Origin of the sequence: Actinopolymorpha sp. B17G11 (assembly GCF_040196095.1) — a bacterium.
Taxonomy (GTDB): domain Bacteria; phylum Actinomycetota; class Actinomycetes; order Propionibacteriales; family Actinopolymorphaceae; genus Thermasporomyces.
Genome location: NZ_JBEFTW010000031.1, coordinates 47,964 through 64,524 on the forward strand (window position 1 = coordinate 47,964; position 16,561 = coordinate 64,524).

The window sequence follows — 16,561 nt, forward strand, 5'->3', positions numbered from 1 at the left end:
CATGCCCTATCGCGTTCTCCGGCGCTTCCTCGGCCTGCCCGTGTGCGTCGGTCTGGTCGCCGCTCTGCTGGTCGCAGGCGCCAGCCACTCCAGTCAGGCGGCGGCACCTCCGACGAACCGCGACTACGTCGCACTCGTCGACCCCTGGATCGAGGCCGACGTCGGGAGGTACTTCTTCTTCCAGTCGGCCAGCAATCCGTTCGGCATGGTCAAGCTGCGTCCCGACACCAGCACGAACTCAGTCTGGGGCACGGGTTATCGCAAGAGTGAGTCGAACGTGAAGGGTTTCAGCCATCTTCACGACTGGCAGATCTCCGGTGTCCAGGTGATGCCCACGACCGGCACCGATGTGCCAAAGCTGCGAGGTGACACGGGCTGGCAGTCGCACGTCGAGCACGACGACAGCGAGATCGTCGAGCCGGGTTATCACAAGCTGCATTTGGACCGGTACGCCATCGATGCCGAGCTCACCGTCACCGACCGGGTAGGACTCCACCGCTACACCTACGACCGGTCCGGGCCCAGCGAGATCATCGTCAACCTCGGAGGCGTGCTGGGCGAGGCGGCCATGAAGGACGCTCACATCACGCGGGTGAGCGACCGGGTGATCGAGGGCTACGTCGTGCAGGCCGGCATGCTGGCCGACGGCCACTACTACGGCCAGAGCGACGGCAAGCGCACCGAGCTCTACTTCACGATCCACTTGGACCGGCCGTTCGACTCGATGCACGGCTGGGCGGGCGGCGAGCTGGTCGACGGCGGAGCGGCGGTCCAGCAGGTCGAGGGAGACAATGCCGGCGTCTATCTCCGTTACAACCAGGTCGATGCTGGCGAGCGGCTTGCGATGAAGGTCGGACTGTCGTTCACCAGTGTGGACGGCGCCAGGCGCAATCTCGCGGCTGAGCTGCCCGGCTGGGACTTCGATGCCGTCAAGGCTGCCTCTCAGCAGCGGTGGAGCGACCTGCTCGGCCGGATCGACGTCCAGGGCGGCACTCACGAGCAGCAGGTGAAGTTCTACACCGACCTCTTTCACGCACTCTGCGGCCGCAGCGTCGTGAGCGATGTCGACGGCCGATACCTCGACGACACCTGGGGCCGCGAGCAGATCGGCCAGATTCCGCTCGACCGAAATGGCAAACCGACGTTCGCGATGTACAACTACGACGCGCTGTGGCTGACCCAGTGGAACCTCAACACCCTGCTCGGGCTGGCGTATCCGGAGATCTACAGCAGTTTCGTCAAATCACAGTTGCAGATGTATCGCGATGGCGGTCTCCTGCCCCGCGGGCCGGTCGCCGGCAACTACTCGTTCGTGATGACCAGCTCGCCTGCGACGTCGTTCATCGCGGGCGCCTACAACAAGGGAATCCGCGACTTCGACGTCGATCTCGCCTACGACGCGATGCTCGACGCGCACTCCCTCGGCGGGTTGTTCGACAAGGCGCCGTACGAGTACGCGACGTGGGGCGAGAACTATGGCGGTGGTCGCGCCTACCTCGACAAGGGTTACGTGCCGTACGACCTGCACAACGAATGGCGGTCGCGTGGCGCTGGCGAGACGATGGAGTACGCCTTCCAGGACTGGACCCTGGCTCAGCTGGCACGGCAGCTCGACAAGCGGGGTATCAATGCGGCCCAGTTCGCCGACGTCACGGTGTCGTCGCAGCTCGACAACCAAAGCCACGCCGGCGCCCGGGCTGTCGACGGGCGCCCACCACGGTCGAGCATCCGACCGAACGAGAACGTCGAGTGGGCATCGGCCGCCGAGCCGAATCCCTGGATCGAGATGAGCTGGGACGAGCCGCAGACCCTCCATCGGATCGTGCTCAATGACCGGCTCAGTCCGTCGTCCAACGCACAAGCCGGTCGGTTGTCGTTCAGTGACGGCAGCTCGATCGCGGTCGAGGACATCCCGGCCGATGGCAGCAGCAAGACCGTCAGGTTCCCGCCACGCAAAGTTGATTCAGTGCGCTTCACCGTCACCGGCGGTGAGGGCGACAACGTCGGGCTCAACGAGATCGAGGTCTGGGACGACACCGACACGTACGACTTCCTCATGGAGCGTTCACGCAACTGGCGCAAGCTCTACGACGACGAGACCCGCTTCATCCGGCCCAAGGGCTCCGACGGCCAGTGGATGGAACCGTTCGACCCGCTGTCGCCAAACGACTTCGTCGAGGCCAGCTCGTGGCAGGCGACCTGGTTCACCTCGCACGACGTGATGGGCCTGGCCAACCTGATGGGCGGCGAGACGGCGTACGCCGACAAGCTCAACTACGCCTTCGTCCGTTCTGAACCCGCGGAGTTCACCGGAATCGGCCAGAACGGCGACGAGAACGCGTTCGTCAACTATGGCAACCAGCCGGGCCTGCAGATGGCGCACCTGTTCAACTACGTGGGCTATCCGTGGCTGAGTCAGTACTGGGTCCGGCAGGTGAAGGAGAAGACCTACGGCGGCACGTCGACCACCAAGGGCTACGGCGGCCACGACGAGGACCAGGGGCAGATGGGGTCGCTCAGCGCCCTGATGGCGATCGGGCTCTTCGAGGTCACCGGCGCCGGGCTCGAACGACCGGTGTACGACATCACCTCGCCGATCTTCGACGAGATCACCATTGAACTTAACCAGAACTACTACTCCGGCAAGCAGTTCCGGATCGTCACCCACAACAACTCGGCGCAGAACACCTACATCCAAAAGGCCGAGCTCGATGGTCGCGACTGGGACAACGCCTGGTTCCACCACGACCAATTCGCCGACGGTGGCACGCTCGAACTCTGGCTCGGTCCGGAGCCCAACAAGCGTTGGGGTGTCGACGAGCTTCCCCCTTCGGAGTCCGAGTCCGCCGGCAACGATCCGGTCTTCGCGACCGACATCGCTATCACCGGCCCGGATCGGGCGGTCGAGCCGTACGGCTCGGTCGACTACGACGCTGAGGTCGTTCCTGACGACACGACACTCAAGGAGGTCTTCTGGTCCGTGACCGAGCCCGATGGCTCGCCGACGGAGAAGGCCACGATCGACCAGGACGGCGTACTGACGATCAACCACCGGGCCGGCGAGGTCCTGGTCACCGCGACGGCTGCCGACAGTGGTGGCGTCGCTTCCTCCAAGACCGTCACCATCGCGCCGGATGCCAGCTTGCTGCGGGGCAACGCCGCCTGCTGGCCGGACGTCACCGCCACAGCGTCGTCGGAGTTCAGCGACGCCTATCTCGTCGAGAACGTCTTCGACGGCTGCGACGGCGGCACTCGCGACTGGGCCTCCAAGGCCGAGCTTGATCCGTGGATGCAATTGGAGTGGAGCAAGCCGATCCAGGCAGACAAGATCGTGCTCCGCGACCGGGTCGGCGGCGACAATGTCAACGGCGGCGTTCTCACCTTCTCCGACGGTAGCTCGATTCCGGTCAGTGACATCCCGACCGACACCGATCCCAAGACCGTGACCTTCGACCTGAAGACCTTCACGTGGGTCCGGTTCCAGATCGAGGGCGGCACCGGTTGGAACAACGGCCTGCTGGAGTTCGAGGTCTACGCCGTGCCATCCGCCCCTGAGGCAGCACAAGAGGTGACGGCTGAGGCCGGCGACGGATCGGCGACCGTGTCGTGGAGACCACCTGCCTTCGACGGCGGCGCGCCAATCACTGCGTACGTCATCACGCCCTACCACAACGGCACCGCGCTCGACCCGATCGAGGTGGCCGGCGACGCCAGATCCGTCGTGGTCAGCGACCTGACCGCTGGTGAGCCGTACACCTTCACCGTCACGGCGAAGAACATGGCTGGTGCGGGTCCGGAAAGCCAACCGAGCTTGGAGGTTCGACCCCGATGACTGGCATCGTGAAGTCCACATCGCCAACAATGCGGCGGCTGTTTGTCACGACCGCGGCCCTGATCGCCATGATCGGCGCCACCCTGATCGGCGGAGTGATTCCCGGTGGGTCCACGGCGACGGTGGCGCGGGCCGCCGAGCCCGGTGCTGGGCGCGACTACGTGAGCCTGGTGAACCCATGGGTCGAAGCCGACATCGCGCGTTACTTCTTCTTCCAGTCGGCGAGCAACCCGTTCGGCTTCGTGAAACTGCGCCCCGACACGTCTACGCATTCCAGCGGGGGCACGGGCTACCGGACGACCGAGAACAACGTCAAAGGGTTCAGCCACATTCACGAATGGCAGTTCTCGGGCATCCAGGTGATGCCGACCTCCGGAGCGAGCGTCCCCAAGACCGAGGGCGACACCGGGTGGCAGTCGCACGTGGAGCACGACGACAGCGAGGTCGCCGAACCCGGCTACCACAAGGTCCACCTCGACCGCTATGACATCACCGCGGAGCTGACCGTCACCGACCGCGTCGGGCTCCATCGCTACACCTACGGCCGCGCCGGACAGAGCGAGATCATCCTCAACCTCGGCGGGACCCTTGGCGAGGCGGTGATGAAGGACGCCAAGGTGACGAAGGTCAGCGGCACGGAGATCGAGGGATACGTCAACCAGCGCGGCGGCGCCTACGCCGACCACGACACGAGGCTCTTCTTCGTGATGCGGTTCGACAAGCCCTTCAGTTCCTTGCACGGCTGGGCCGACGGCAGCCTGGCGCGCGGCGGCGCGGCGATCGACGGCCTCGACGGCGACAACATGGGCGTCTACGTCCGCTACAACCACCTCGACGCCGGCGAAGTGGTGCAGACGAAGGTCGGCCTGTCGCTGACCGGTACACAGGGTGCGCGGAAGAACCTCGACGCCGAGCTGCCTGGTTGGTCGTTCGACGAGGTGAAGGAGGCTTCGCAACGCCACTGGAACGACATGCTCGGACGCATCGACGTGCGCGGTGGAACCCACCAGCAGCAGGTGAAGTTCTACACCGACCTCTTCCACGTGTTGTGCGGGCGCAGTGTCGTCAGCGACGTCGACGGCAAGTACATGGACGACACGTGGAACCACAACCAGGTCAAGCAGATCCCGCTGGACAGGCAGGGCAAGCCGAGATTCGCGATGTACAACTACGACGCGCTCTGGCTCACCCAGTGGAACGTCAACTCCGTGCTCGGCCTCGCGTACCCGGAAATCTACAGCAGTTTCGTCCAGTCGCAGCTGCAGATGTACGAAGACGGCGGTCTGCTCCCGCGCGGACCGATCGCCGGAAACGACTCGCTGATCATGACCGGATCGCCGGTCACCTCGTTCATCACCGGCGCGTGGAACAAGGGAATCCGCGACTTCGATCCCGATCTCGCCTACGACGCGATGCTGGACGCGCACTCGGTGGGTGGCCTGTTCGACAAGGGAGCCCTGGAGTACAAGGGGTGGACCGGAGCCGGCGGGATCCGCAGCTATCTCGACAACGGCTACGTGGCCTACCGGCCGGGTGGCGGGCTCAACGGCGCCGCCGGCCAGACCCTCGAGTACGCCTTCCAGGACTGGACGCTCGCCCAGCTCGCCAGGGAGCTGGACAAGGAAGGCATGAACGTCTCGCAGATCGCCCGCGTGGAGGCGTCGTCCCAGGCGAGCGGCTCGCAGTGGGCGGCGGAGCGTGCCGTCGACGGCCGGCCGGTCCGGTCCGGCGGCGTTGCCGGTGAGGACGTCGAGTGGGCTTCCGCGGGTGAGCAGAAGCCGTGGATCACGCTCAGCTGGGACGAGCAGAAGACGATCAGGAAGATCGTGCTGAGCGACCGGGCCGACCCGACGTCCAACGTCAACTCCGGCCGGCTGACCTTCAGCGACGGCTCCTCGGTCAACGTCAGTGGTATCCCCGCCGACGGCACGAACAGAGTCGTCAATATCGGCAGCAAGGACGTCTCCTGGGTCAGGTTCGAGGCGACCGGAGGCGCCGGGGCCAATGTCGGGCTCAACGAGATCGAGGTCTGGGATGACACCAACACCGCGAGATACCTACGCGACCGATCCCGCAACTGGCGGAACCTCTACGACCCGGCGACCGGGTTCATCCGACCGAGGCATGCGGACGGGACGTTCCTGGAGGACTTCGACCCGTTGAGCCCGAGCGACTTCGTCGAGGCCAACTCCTGGCAGGCCACGTGGTTCACCTCCCACGACGTCATGGGACTGGCCAACCTGATGGGCGGGGAGGCCGCGTACGCCGACCGGCTCAACTACGCGTTCGAACGTGCGAAAGACTCGAACTTCATCGGCGTCTACGGTCAGGGCTATGTGAGCTACGGCAACCAGCCCGGCCTGCAGGTCGCGCACCTGTTCAACTACGTCGGCAAGCCATGGTTGACGCAGTACTGGGTACGCCAGGTCAAGGAGAAGACGTACGGCTCGATCTCGACCACCGACGGATACGGCCACCACGACGAGGACCAAGGCCAGATGGGGGCGACCAGTGCCCTGATGGCCATGGGACTCTTCGAGGTCACCGGCGGCGGTCACGAGCGTCCCGTCTGGGACATCACGTCGCCGATATTCGACGAGATCACCATCACGTTGAACCAGGACTACTACCCGGGCAAGCAGTTCCGGATCGTGACGCACAACAACTCCGTGCAGAACATGTACATTCAGCGGGCGAACCTCGACGGCAAGGCCCTGGACCGGTCGTGGTTCCGGCACGACCAGCTGTCCGATGGTGGCACGCTGGAGCTGTGGATGGGCGACAAGCCCAACCGGAGTTGGGGAGTCGGCGAGTTGCCACCCTCGGAGTCGGCATCGGAGGGTGGGCAGCCGGTCTACGCGACCGACATCGCCATCAACGGTCCCGACCGGGTGGAGGAGCCCTATGGTTCCGTGCGGTTCGAGGCGGAGTTCGCGCCGGAGAACACCACCTGGCAGCGGGCGTTCTGGTCGGTGACGGAGCCGGACGGCTCGCCGACCGACAAGGCGGTCATCGACGACGACGGCGTTTTGAAGGTCAACCGGCGCGACGGTGACGTGGTGGTGACGGCGACGAACTCCGACAGCGGTCCCACGGTGCGCGCGAGCAAGACCGTGACGCTCGACCTCGACGTCGCGCTGTTGCGGGGGAATGCCGCCCGCTGGCCGGGGGTGACAGCTACGGCGTCGTCGGAGTACAGCGACGGCTACCGCGCCGCCAAGGTGCACGACGGGGTGATCGGGTCGAAGGACGGCGGTGACTGGGCCTCCCGTGGCGAGCGGGCGCCGTGGGTCCAGCTGGACTTCGAAAAGCCGATCAAAGCCGACCGGATCGCGTTGTACGACCGGCCCGGCGATGATGACTCGAACGGTGGCACGCTGAGCTTCAGCGACGGCAGCACCGTCGATGTGACCGACCTTCCGCGCAACGGTTCGGCGAAGACGTTGACCTTCCCGATGAAGACCTTCGACCGGGTGCGGTTCCAGGTCGAGGGGGGCACCGGGCTCAACCCGGGCCTGTCGGAGTTCGAGGTCTACGCCGTGCCATCCGCACCGGATGCCCCGACGGACGTCTCCGTGGTCCGGGAGGGTACCGAGGCTCTCGTGTCCTGGGAGCCGCCGGCGTTCGACGGGGGTGCGCCGCTGACCGGTTACGTCGTGACGGCCTATCGCGACGGCGCGGCCGAGACGACGGTCGAGGTCGACGAGAACACCACGGAGGCGGTGGTCGGGAACCTGTCCGGGGCCGAGGCGTACGACTTCACGGTGGCCGCGCGGAATCTCATCGGGACCGGTCCGGAACGCGGGGAGCCCATCCTGGCGACCGATATCACCATCGTGGGGCCATCGGAAGTCGTGGAACCCTACGGTTCCGTGCGGTTCGACGCGGAGTTCACGCCGGCCGACACGACGCTGAAGAAGGCTACGTGGTCGGTGACCGAACCTGACGGTGCGCCGACGGACAAGGCGAGGATCAACGACGACGGCGTGCTCACGGTCAACCATCGCGACGGTCCGGTGCTTGTCACGGCGACCGCCGCCGACGCCGGGAAGGTCAGTGCGAGCACGACGGTGACCCTCGCGCTCGACCCGAGCCTGTTCCGGTCCAATGCCTCCCGCTGGCCGGGCGTGAGCGCGACCGCCTCGTCGCAGTTCAACGACGACTATCGTCCGGCGAAGGTGCATGACGGGTTCGGCGCATCGTCCGGTGAGTGGGCATCCGCGGGAGAGCAGAACCCGTGGGTACGCCTGGAGTGGAACGAGCCCGTCCGGGCGGACAAGATCATGCTGTACGACCGGCCGGGAGTCGACGATGCGACGGGCGGCACGTTGAGCTTCAGTGACGGCAGCAGTGTGGGAGTCGACGGGATACCTTCCGGCGGTGCTGCGAAGACGGTGACCTTCGAGGAGAGGGCCTTCACCTGGGTGCGATTCCAGGTCGAGGGCGGATCGGGACCGAACGTGGGCCTCGCGGAGTTCGAGGTCCACGCCGTGCCGTCCGCGCCACGGGCGCCGACCGACGTGGCGGCCGCTCCTGAGGAGGGTGGGGCCGTGGTGACGTGGAGCCCGCCGGCATTCGATGGCGGGGCGCCGGTGACCGGTTACGTCGTCACGCCTTACCAGGAAGGCGTCGCGCTGGACCCCGTTGCCGTCGATGCGGGCGGCGTCACCAGCGTGATGGTGCCAGGACTCACGGCCGGTCAGGCGTACGAGTTCAGCGTCGCTGCCACGAACATCATCGGATCGGGACCGGAGTCCGCGCGAACTGACCCGGTGGTTCCGTCATGACCGGTACGGAGGTCGAGAGGAAGCGCATGAGGCGATTCAGGGTGGGTCCCTTCGTGGCGGGCATCGCACTTCTGCTCGCTGGGCACAGCGCGGGCGGTGCCTCGCCCACCGCCGCGGCCGAGGCCATGTCGACGCCCCAGGAAGCTGGGACCGGGAGAGTTCTCACGTTCGGGCACTCCTATGTCGCAGGACTCGGCGCATCCAAGGCCAGCAAGGCCTGGCCATCGATCGTCGCTGCCAGAACGTGCCGGCCGCTCGTCAACAAGGCAAGATCCGGGGATCTCTCCGCCGAGACCGAGAACCAGCTGTTGATGGCGGCGAGCACACTCCGCCCCAGCGATGTCGTTGTCATCGAGACCGGCATCAACGACGTCCGGCTGTTCGGCCCGGACGCGGATCTGCTGCATCGGTACGGCCAACACCTCACCGAGATGGTGTCGTTCGTACGTGCCATGGAAACGGGTAGCCGAGTCCCCGTGGTATTGGTGGCCGATCCGGGTATCGCGGACGCCGCGTGGGCGAAGTATCCGCCGTACGACAAGGGCACCCAGGAGATCGCGGACGCCTACGCCCAGAAGCTGGAGAGCATCGCGGCGGAGTTCACGAACGTCACCGTGGTGGACGTCCGCTCCGAGTGGTCCGAGGCACATATCGCCGTGGACGGCGTCCACCCCAACGATGCCGGGCACGCCCTCGTCGCTGGTGCGGTCGAGGATGCCCTGCGCGCCGGCGGCCTCGGCCGGTGCCAGCAGGTGGAAACGATCGACATCGACGGCCCGGATCTCGTCGACGCACCCTACGCGTCGGTGTCGTTCACGGCATCGTTCACGCCGGAGAGGTCCCTCCATCAGGTCGTGTGGTCTGTCACCGAACCCGACGGCACACCGACCGACAAGGCGACGATCGACGAGGACGGGATCCTGACCGTCAACCATCGCGACGGTGACGTGCTGGTCACCGCCACCGCGGCCGACGGCGCCGGAGCACAGGCCAGCGTGCTGGTGCAGATCGCCCTCGACACCGCGCTGCTTCGTGGCAATGCCGCGCGGTGGCCGGGCTCGAGCGTGACCGCGTCGTCGGCGTACAACAGCAGTTATGGACCGGAGAACGTCAGGGACGGCGTCATCGGGCAACCCGACAACGGCGACTGGGCCTCGGCGGGCGAGCAGAACCCCTGGATCCAGCTGGAGTGGGAGACGCCGATCGAGGCCGATCGGATCGTGATCTACGACCGTGCCGGCATCGACGATGTCCGGGGTGGCACGCTGAGCTTCAGCGATGGCAGCACGGTCGATGTGACCGACGTTCCGCCAGCGGGTGGGGCGAAGACGGTGACCTTCGGCACGAAGACGTTCACGTCGGTGAGGTTCCAGGTCGAAGGCGGGACCGGACCTAACACCGGGCTTTCCGAACTCGAGGTCTACGCTCTGCCGTCGCCGCCGGACATGCCCACCGCGGTTTCCGCGCGCGCGGGGAAGGAAAGCGCCACGGTGTCGTGGGATCCGCCCGCATTCGACGGGGGAGCGCCGATCACCGGATACGTCGTGACGCCGTACGAGGACGGCACGCCGCTCGACGCGGTCAATGTCGGCGTCGACACCACCGAGGTCGTTGTCCCGGGGCTCACGTCTGGTCAGGCGTACACGTTCACAGTTGCGGCGACGAGCCTGGCGGGCCACGGCCGAGAGTCCTCGCCCACCGACCCCGTGATCCCAACCTAGCAACGCACAACGATCTACCTGGCCTGGCGAAGGTCGCTCGGAGACATCCCGAAGTACGCACGGACCTGCCGGCTGAACAATGCGACGTCGACATAGCCGAGCGCCCGCGCGATCTCACTGACCGACATCGCCGACTCGCACAGCATCGAGCGTGCCTGCTCCATCCGCGACCGCAGGACGTACGAACGAAAGCTCATACCGACCTCCCGGGCGAACAGCCGGCGAAGGTGGGTGGGGGACACTCGCGCCACCGCCGCGGCCGCCTGGATGGTCGGTCGCTCCGCGGGTCGTTCCCGGACGAACCGCATCACCGTCTGCACCCGCGGATCGACGATCTCCGGCGCGAGCCCGGCCGCAACCGCGTCTTGACAGACGATGGTGAGCAGCAGGTGGGCGAAGACGAGCCGCGCCTCGAGCAAGGCGAGCGGCCCGGCGCGTTCCATCAGGCGTACGACGGTCAACAGGGGTTCGTGGACGGCTCGGAAGTCGGTGAGCCGCAGGTGCCGGGAGGGCAGCCGGTCGGCGGGGAGATCGACGGGGAGGCCGGTGGCCGGCGCGACCAGGGCGAAGTGGGCGAAGGTCACCGTCAGCCGATCGTCGGAATCCTGCGCCATCCAACCCGTGTCGCCCGGCCGCAGGACGAGCAGCGTCCCGGGCGAGACCGTGACCGGCTGGTCGCCGATCGCACCCCTTCCGCGGCCCTTGCAGACCAGCCAGAGATCGAAGTCCTGCAAGGAGAAACGCCACGACCACTCCGGCCCACACCTGACGTGGCCGGAGTGCCGACTGGGCTCGGGAACGTACGTACGACCAAGGGAGGCGGCGAGCTCGGTCCAGACGTCCCGGCCGCGGTAGTCCAGCCGATCGCCCATAGCCGGAGAGTGTAGGGGCGCCGGCGGCGATCCGGCCGGTCCTGGGCGGTGGCGGGCGCCTCGTCGCGGTGAGTCCCGGATCAGCCTTCGATGTAGTACTGCTCGGGGTTGGTCGGGCCCGGCGTGTTGTACAGGTGCGACTCCGGCATGGACTTCGGGACGTTGTGCATGCGATCCGACATGATGCCGTACCCCTCCTCCTCGAGGATCGTGCCGATGACATAGAACTCCTCGCGTGCCATCGTGAGGATCTGCCTCATCAGCTCGGCGCGGCCACCTTCGTCGGGCGTCTGGCGCAGTTCGCGGTACAGCTCCATCTGCCGGCGGGTCGTGGCCGGTGGTCGCAGGCCACTCTCGCCGTTGCTGGTGAACCAGGTGGCCCACGGAATCGCGAAGTTGGACTCGACGCTGAACGGGAAGAACCAGCGCGGGTCGAGCATGACGTCGAACTCCCGGCCACCGGCACCTGTCCAGACGGTGGCGTGGGGCTTGTTCGCCTCCTTGCGTTCGTAGAAGAGCGCGCGGTCCTCTGCCTTGACCCGCATCTCGACACCGACCTTCGCCCAGTAGGTGCGGACGAGTTGCATGGCGTCGGTCCAGTACGGCACCAGCGCGGGTGAGGCCACCTCGACGTCGAAGGAGATCCGCCTCCCGCCTGGCAGCACCGGGAGGCGCTCGGCGAGCGAGGGGAGCTTCCCGGCCTTGACCTGTGCGGCCAGGTCGGGTGCCTCCTTGTCCTTCGTACGCGCCGATCCGCGGCTGTCCCCAGCGGATCCCTTGGGATCGGTGGCGAGCAGGTCGCAGCCGCTCAGCGAGGCGGTCACGAGCAAGGCAGATCCCGTCGTACGCAAGAGGTCGCGGCGACTCATGCGCTCGTTCCGCCCAGCCGTTGGGCCCATCCACCTCATTCGCCGCTCCTCTCGCCTGCGCCCCGTGGCTGTGGTTGTGCTTGTGGCGTTGGTAGAACGGGCAGCCGGACTCAGCACTCGGCTCCGTCGACCCACCCGAACGTCGCACGGTGCTCGTCGTCCGACGTCGACACCGCGGAGTCCACGGTGTAGTGGAACTGCAGCGCCCGGCGTCTCGTACGCGTGAAGTTGGTCGGCGTTCCATGCTGGAGCAGCCCGTCGAAGAGCAGGAGACCGCCCGGCGGGAGCGGCACGGCGACGCCTCGGTCGATCGGCACCTCACCGTCGCAGATCTGCAGATCGCGCAGGAACGCATGCCGCACGGGCCCTTCGCGGTGCGAACCCGGGATCACCCGCATGCACCCGTTGTCGAGGGTGGCCTCGTCGAGCGCGATCCACACCCCGACGATCGGCGTGCCGGGCACCAGATGGAAGTACGCGTTGTCCTGGTGCCACGGTTTCTCCCGCCCGCCACCGGGCGGTTTGATCAGCGCCATCTCCTGGAACAGCCGTGGTTCGCCGCCGAGCAGCATGGTGACGACCCTCATGATCCCCGGGTCGTGCGCGACCGCCTCCAGCCGGGCGTCATGCCGGGCGAAGGACATGTACTTCCGGGTCGCATCGAGCCGCTCGTCCGGCGAGAGTTGGTCGAAGCGATCCTCCGCCCACTTTTCGTACTGGATGTCGGCAGGTGAGTCAGGACGGGCCAAGGAGGCGAGGCCGGCCATCAGGTCGGCGACGGCGCTTGGCGTGACGCCGCTCCGGATGGCGAGGAAGCCCTCGGCCCGGTAGTGCTCGATGGCCGCGCTGCTCACCGCCTGGAGATCGTCGAGTGGCTCAGCCACTCCTGGCGTACGGTACAGAACGTCGGTGTCGCCCACGATTCCCTTGTCGAAGCTCGCTGCCGCCGTCGTCATCCTGGCCTCCCGCATCGCAACGTCGGCTTCCACCCTAGGAACATCCCGGCCGGCCATCGAGAACGCGAACGATGCGTCCCTTGCACTGAATGCAGCATGGAGAGACGAGGCCGTCCGGATTCGGCCGGGCGGCAGGCGACGCGCGGTATCCGGCGCTTCAGCAGGTCAGGTCTGGAAGACGATCAGCCATTCGCCAGCACAGGGCACGTAGCCGAACCGGGCCGACATGACCTGGACGACAGGAATCATGTGCTGCGCGCCGTAGACCACCGCGACCGTGATCGGCTCGGTCCCGCGGTCATCGTGGATCTTCGCAAGTGCGTCGATCAGGAGCCGGTCCCGTGCGTCGCCAAGGATCGCGTCGATGTCCTCGTCGCCTTCCCAACCGCCCAGGCCATGATCGTCTTCCAGGGCGAGTTGCTGAGCGAGCCTGGCACGGGAGCCGAAGACGTAGACGTACAGGATGAAGACCGGGAGAGTGAGCATGAGGAGCAGCCGGGTCAGGAGTGGAACCGTCCGCCAGCCCTCGTCGAACTCCTGGCCGGTCATGTCCGGTCGGAGCACCGGACGTCCGAGCGACCCGAGGTCGAGATGCTGCTTCATCAGTCCGAGCCTGCCTCGGCGCACTAGGCGGTAGGACAATGTCAGCAGGGAACCGCTCCGGGATCTGCCTCGGAGCCCTTCCGCGACGATCAGATCGCAGTCGCGTAGGCGGTCCATGACAGACGTGTAGAACGATGGCTCACCGAGGTGGACCATGGGAAACAGGACGAACCGAAGAGGGGTTCCCGGCCTGCGTAACTCGATGACCGCTGACCGCAGTCCCATCCCCGCCTCGAGCAGTTGCATGATCAAAGGGCAGCACAGGCGCGTTCCGCGTGTGGTCGATCCGTTGTACTGGCCGGATGAGGCCGGAGTCGTGTGGCGGGGAGTCGCCGGTACGACGACGAGGCAACCGGCGCCCTTACCTGGTCGGAGGCGGAGGAGGTAGCGAGATGCGGGTCGAACTGCTGGACGGCGACATCACCGAGCAGCCCGTGGACGTGATCGTCAATGCCGCGAACCCGTCGCTCCTCGGCGGAGCGGGCGTCGACGGGGCCATCCACCGGCGTGGCGGACCGGCGATCATCGCCGAGTGCCAGGCGCTTCGTACGTCCCAGTACCCACGGGGACTCCCGATCGGCGAGGCCGTTGCGACCACGGCTGGCGAGCTTCCCGCGCGGTGGGTCGTGCATACGGCCGGACCGGTCTGGAGCGCATCAACAGATCGGAGTGATCTGCTCCGCGCGTGCTACCGGAGCGCGCTGCTCGTCGCGGACGGGTTGCACGCGGCGACTGTCGCGTTTCCGCTGATCTCCGCCGGACTCTACGGTTGGCCGGTCGAAGATGCGGCGCGCCAGGCGCTGAGTGTGCTCGTACCCGCGGAGCCGGATGATCTTGTCGCGGCGCGGCTGATCCTCTTCGGCCGCAGGGCGTACGAGACGGCATTGGCGGTCCACGAAGAGCTGGATGCGTAGCGCCCGGCTCACGTGGTTTTGCTCATGGCGTAAGGGGAAACTCGGTTCCGGCGGCAGGTGGTTTTGGGGGAAGCCCGGTTGAGGTCATGATCGCTTGGGTCGCGAGGCGAGGGTGTCAACGGACACTTGCCAGAGCCGCGCCGCGGCCTCGGGGTCGAGTGCGTACGCCGCGACGCCCGTCATCGTGCCTGGCTGGTGAGGTCCGGCTTCGTTGCAGTCCTCGAAGTATCGCCCGCCCACGCCCGCAAGCAGGGGTGAGGTCGCGAGGAGCACTGACGTCGCGGCGCCCTGCTGAGGCGACTTCCAGGCATAATCCGCGGCTCCGAGCTCGGCCCGCAGCCGATCGAGCTCCTCGTCGGTGACGTAACGTTGCAGGGCGGTGGGAATGGCTCCTGGCATCAGCGCGTTCACGGTGACTCCGTCGCCGCACCAACGTTTCGTCGCCTCGACGGCGAAGAGCACGTTGGCAGTCTTGGACTGCCCGTACGCCAGCCACGGATCGTAGGCTCGGCAGCGGAAGTGGATGTCGTCGAAGACGACGGGCGACTGCAGGTGTGCGCTGGAGCTCACGGACACGACACGGGCATCGTCGGCAGCCGACAGCGCACGTTCGAGGCCGTTGGCGAGCGCGAAGTGGCCGAGATGGTTGGTGGCGAACTGGAGTTCCCACCCTGCAGGCGTACGCATCAGAGGCGTCGCCATGACACCGGCATTGTTCACCAGAACGTGCAGAGGACCGCTCCAGGCGGCGACGAACTCGGCGACGGACAACGGATCGGCCAGGTCCAGCGGAGCAACGACAACCTGCCTGTTGCCGGTCGCGCCGATGATGTCCTCCGCCGCGCGCTCGCCGGCTTCCTGGTTGCGGACCGCCAGAGTGACTTCGGCGTCGGCGCTCGCGAGTGCGCGCGCCGTTTCGATCCCGATGCCGGACGAGCCGCCGGTGACGATGGCGCGGCGGCCGCCCAGATCGATACCCGCCACGACCTCGGCAGCAGTCGACTGGGCGTTGAAGGGTGTGGTGAGGAGTCTTGTCGCGGTCATGCTGATGCCCCAGATGGTCCATGGCCATCGCGACGACGACGAACACGTGCTGTCGGCGACTTGGGCCCGGCTGCGCATCAACCTCTTCCCCCAATCAATCACAGCCAGGTCGCAAGAACAAGACTTGAATATGGTCCGCCTGGACCCGAACACTGTGGGGGCGTGATGGTCGCAATTTCGAACTGATGCAAAGAATGGGATGGGCTGTGGGAGAAGGCGTCATTAGCAGAGAACGACAGGTCGAACGGGTCCGCGAAGTGCGCCGACAGTTGGGGCAGGACGGCCCGCCATGGACCCGCGCGCACGAAGGTGACTTCGAAACCGTCACGGTTCCCCAGCACGACTGCGACCTCGTGCGCGATCTGTTGATCGCCGAAGGCGTGGGGAGCATCGTCGAGGTCGGGCTTGCCTATGCAAGCTCGGCCCTCGCGATCGGCGAAGCATTGCTGTCCGGCAAGGCGGAAACGCCGAGCCACGTCGTGATCGATCCCTTCCAGGCCACGGAGTGGTCCTACGTGGGGTGGGAAATGATCAGGTCTGCCGGTCTGGACGGGACTACAACCCTCATTCTCGAACCTTCCTCGATGGCACTCCCGCACCTGATCTCGGAGAAGTTCACCGCCGATGCGGCATTTGTCGACGGGAGTCATCGCTTCCATGAGGTGTTCGTCGATCTCTATTTCCTCCGCAAGATCGTGCGCCCCGGAGGAATCGTCATTCTCGACGATCACTGGTGGCCCTCGGTCCATACCGCCGAGCGCTACTACGAAACCAACATGGGATGGCAGGCGATACCACACGCGTTCGACGGCGGCTCGGTGCGCGATGGGACGGGACGCCATCGTACGCAGGCGTTCCGGTTGCCCGATCCAGGGTTCGAACCTGCCTTCGACCGCTTCAAGCCATTCTCGTGAGGCCCTTCCTTACGGCGTAACGATGAGGCCGTTTCGGCCAACCGACCTG

General features: G+C 66.5%; 10 protein-coding genes. 5 read left to right on the plus strand and 5 right to left on the minus strand.

The genetic code is table 11. The annotated features are described in order from the left end of the window. Position 1 precedes the first annotated feature (1 nt). Genes ABN028_RS26395 through ABN028_RS26405 form a run of 3 tightly spaced genes read left to right on the plus strand, consistent with a single transcriptional unit; the run spans position 2 to position 10,340 of the window. On the plus strand, positions 2-3,832 hold the full coding sequence (locus ABN028_RS26395) for a glycoside hydrolase domain-containing protein (RefSeq protein ID WP_349698480.1): 3,831 nt from the start codon (positions 2-4) through the stop codon (positions 3,830-3,832). Next, positions 3,829-8,619 carry a glycoside hydrolase domain-containing protein gene (locus ABN028_RS26400; RefSeq protein ID WP_349698481.1) on the plus strand — a complete coding sequence of 1,597 codons (4,791 nt, stop codon included), beginning with the start codon at positions 3,829-3,831 and terminating at the stop codon, positions 8,617-8,619. The genes ABN028_RS26395 and ABN028_RS26400 overlap by 4 nt, the downstream gene beginning before the upstream one ends. 26 nt (positions 8,620-8,645) lie before the next feature. Then, positions 8,646-10,340, plus strand: coding sequence for a DUF7402 domain-containing protein (locus ABN028_RS26405; protein ID WP_349698482.1), 1,695 nt, complete (start codon positions 8,646-8,648; stop codon positions 10,338-10,340). Positions 10,341-10,354: 14 nt separating this feature from the next. Here ABN028_RS26405 and ABN028_RS26410 read toward each other — a convergent pair whose 3' ends face one another. The 4 genes from ABN028_RS26410 to ABN028_RS26425 all read right to left on the minus strand — a co-directional run bounded on the left by ABN028_RS26410 (position 10,355) and on the right by ABN028_RS26425 (position 13,640). Next, positions 10,355-11,212 carry an AraC family transcriptional regulator gene (locus ABN028_RS26410; protein WP_349698483.1) on the minus strand — a complete coding sequence of 286 codons (858 nt, stop codon included), beginning with the start codon at positions 11,210-11,212 and terminating at the stop codon, positions 10,355-10,357. Positions 11,213-11,292: 80 nt separating this feature from the next. Continuing rightward, on the minus strand, positions 11,293-12,081 hold the full coding sequence (locus ABN028_RS26415; RefSeq protein WP_349698484.1) for a periplasmic substrate-binding domain-containing protein: 789 nt from the start codon (positions 12,079-12,081) through the stop codon (positions 11,293-11,295). A gap of 110 nt (positions 12,082-12,191) precedes the next feature. Further along, positions 12,192-13,037, minus strand: a complete 846-nt coding sequence (locus tag ABN028_RS26420) for a phytanoyl-CoA dioxygenase family protein (protein WP_349330515.1) — start codon at positions 13,035-13,037, stop codon at positions 12,192-12,194. Between the two features lie 165 nt (positions 13,038-13,202). Beyond that, positions 13,203-13,640 carry a hypothetical protein gene (locus ABN028_RS26425; RefSeq protein WP_349698485.1) on the minus strand — a complete coding sequence of 146 codons (438 nt, stop codon included), beginning with the start codon at positions 13,638-13,640 and terminating at the stop codon, positions 13,203-13,205. Between the two features lie 392 nt (positions 13,641-14,032). Between ABN028_RS26425 and ABN028_RS26430 the strand changes: the two genes are divergently transcribed. Then, on the plus strand, positions 14,033-14,554 hold the full coding sequence (locus ABN028_RS26430) for an O-acetyl-ADP-ribose deacetylase (RefSeq protein ID WP_349698486.1): 522 nt from the start codon (positions 14,033-14,035) through the stop codon (positions 14,552-14,554). A gap of 84 nt (positions 14,555-14,638) precedes the next feature. On the opposite strand, the gene ABN028_RS26435 is transcribed toward ABN028_RS26430, so the two are convergent. Beyond that, a complete protein-coding gene (locus ABN028_RS26435; protein WP_349698487.1) occupies positions 14,639-15,598 on the minus strand; it encodes an SDR family NAD(P)-dependent oxidoreductase in 960 nt (319 codons plus the stop codon). 206 nt (positions 15,599-15,804) lie between these two features. Here ABN028_RS26435 and ABN028_RS26440 point away from each other — a divergent pair, with 206 nt between their 5' ends. Continuing rightward, entirely contained in the window at positions 15,805-16,512 is a 708-nt protein-coding gene (locus ABN028_RS26440; RefSeq protein WP_349698488.1) for a class I SAM-dependent methyltransferase, read from the plus strand. Positions 16,513-16,561: the final 49 nt, after the last annotated feature.

Coding starts and splice junctions, on each gene's coding strand:
- ABN028_RS26395 (WP_349698480.1), top strand. CDS start 2: ATGCCCTATCGCGTTCTCCGGCGCTTCCTCGGCCTGCCCGTGTGCGTC.
- ABN028_RS26400 (WP_349698481.1), top strand. CDS start 3,829: ATGACTGGCATCGTGAAGTCCACATCGCCAACAATGCGGCGGCTGTTT.
- ABN028_RS26405 (WP_349698482.1), top strand. CDS start 8,646: ATGAGGCGATTCAGGGTGGGTCCCTTCGTGGCGGGCATCGCACTTCTG.
- ABN028_RS26410 (WP_349698483.1), bottom strand. CDS start 11,212: ATGGGCGATCGGCTGGACTACCGCGGCCGGGACGTCTGGACCGAGCTC.
- ABN028_RS26415 (WP_349698484.1), bottom strand. CDS start 12,081: ATGAGTCGCCGCGACCTCTTGCGTACGACGGGATCTGCCTTGCTCGTG.
- ABN028_RS26420 (WP_349330515.1), bottom strand. CDS start 13,037: ATGACGACGGCGGCAGCGAGCTTCGACAAGGGAATCGTGGGCGACACC.
- ABN028_RS26425 (WP_349698485.1), bottom strand. CDS start 13,640: ATGAAGCAGCATCTCGACCTCGGGTCGCTCGGACGTCCGGTGCTCCGA.
- ABN028_RS26430 (WP_349698486.1), top strand. CDS start 14,033: ATGCGGGTCGAACTGCTGGACGGCGACATCACCGAGCAGCCCGTGGAC.
- ABN028_RS26435 (WP_349698487.1), bottom strand. CDS start 15,598: ATGACCGCGACAAGACTCCTCACCACACCCTTCAACGCCCAGTCGACT.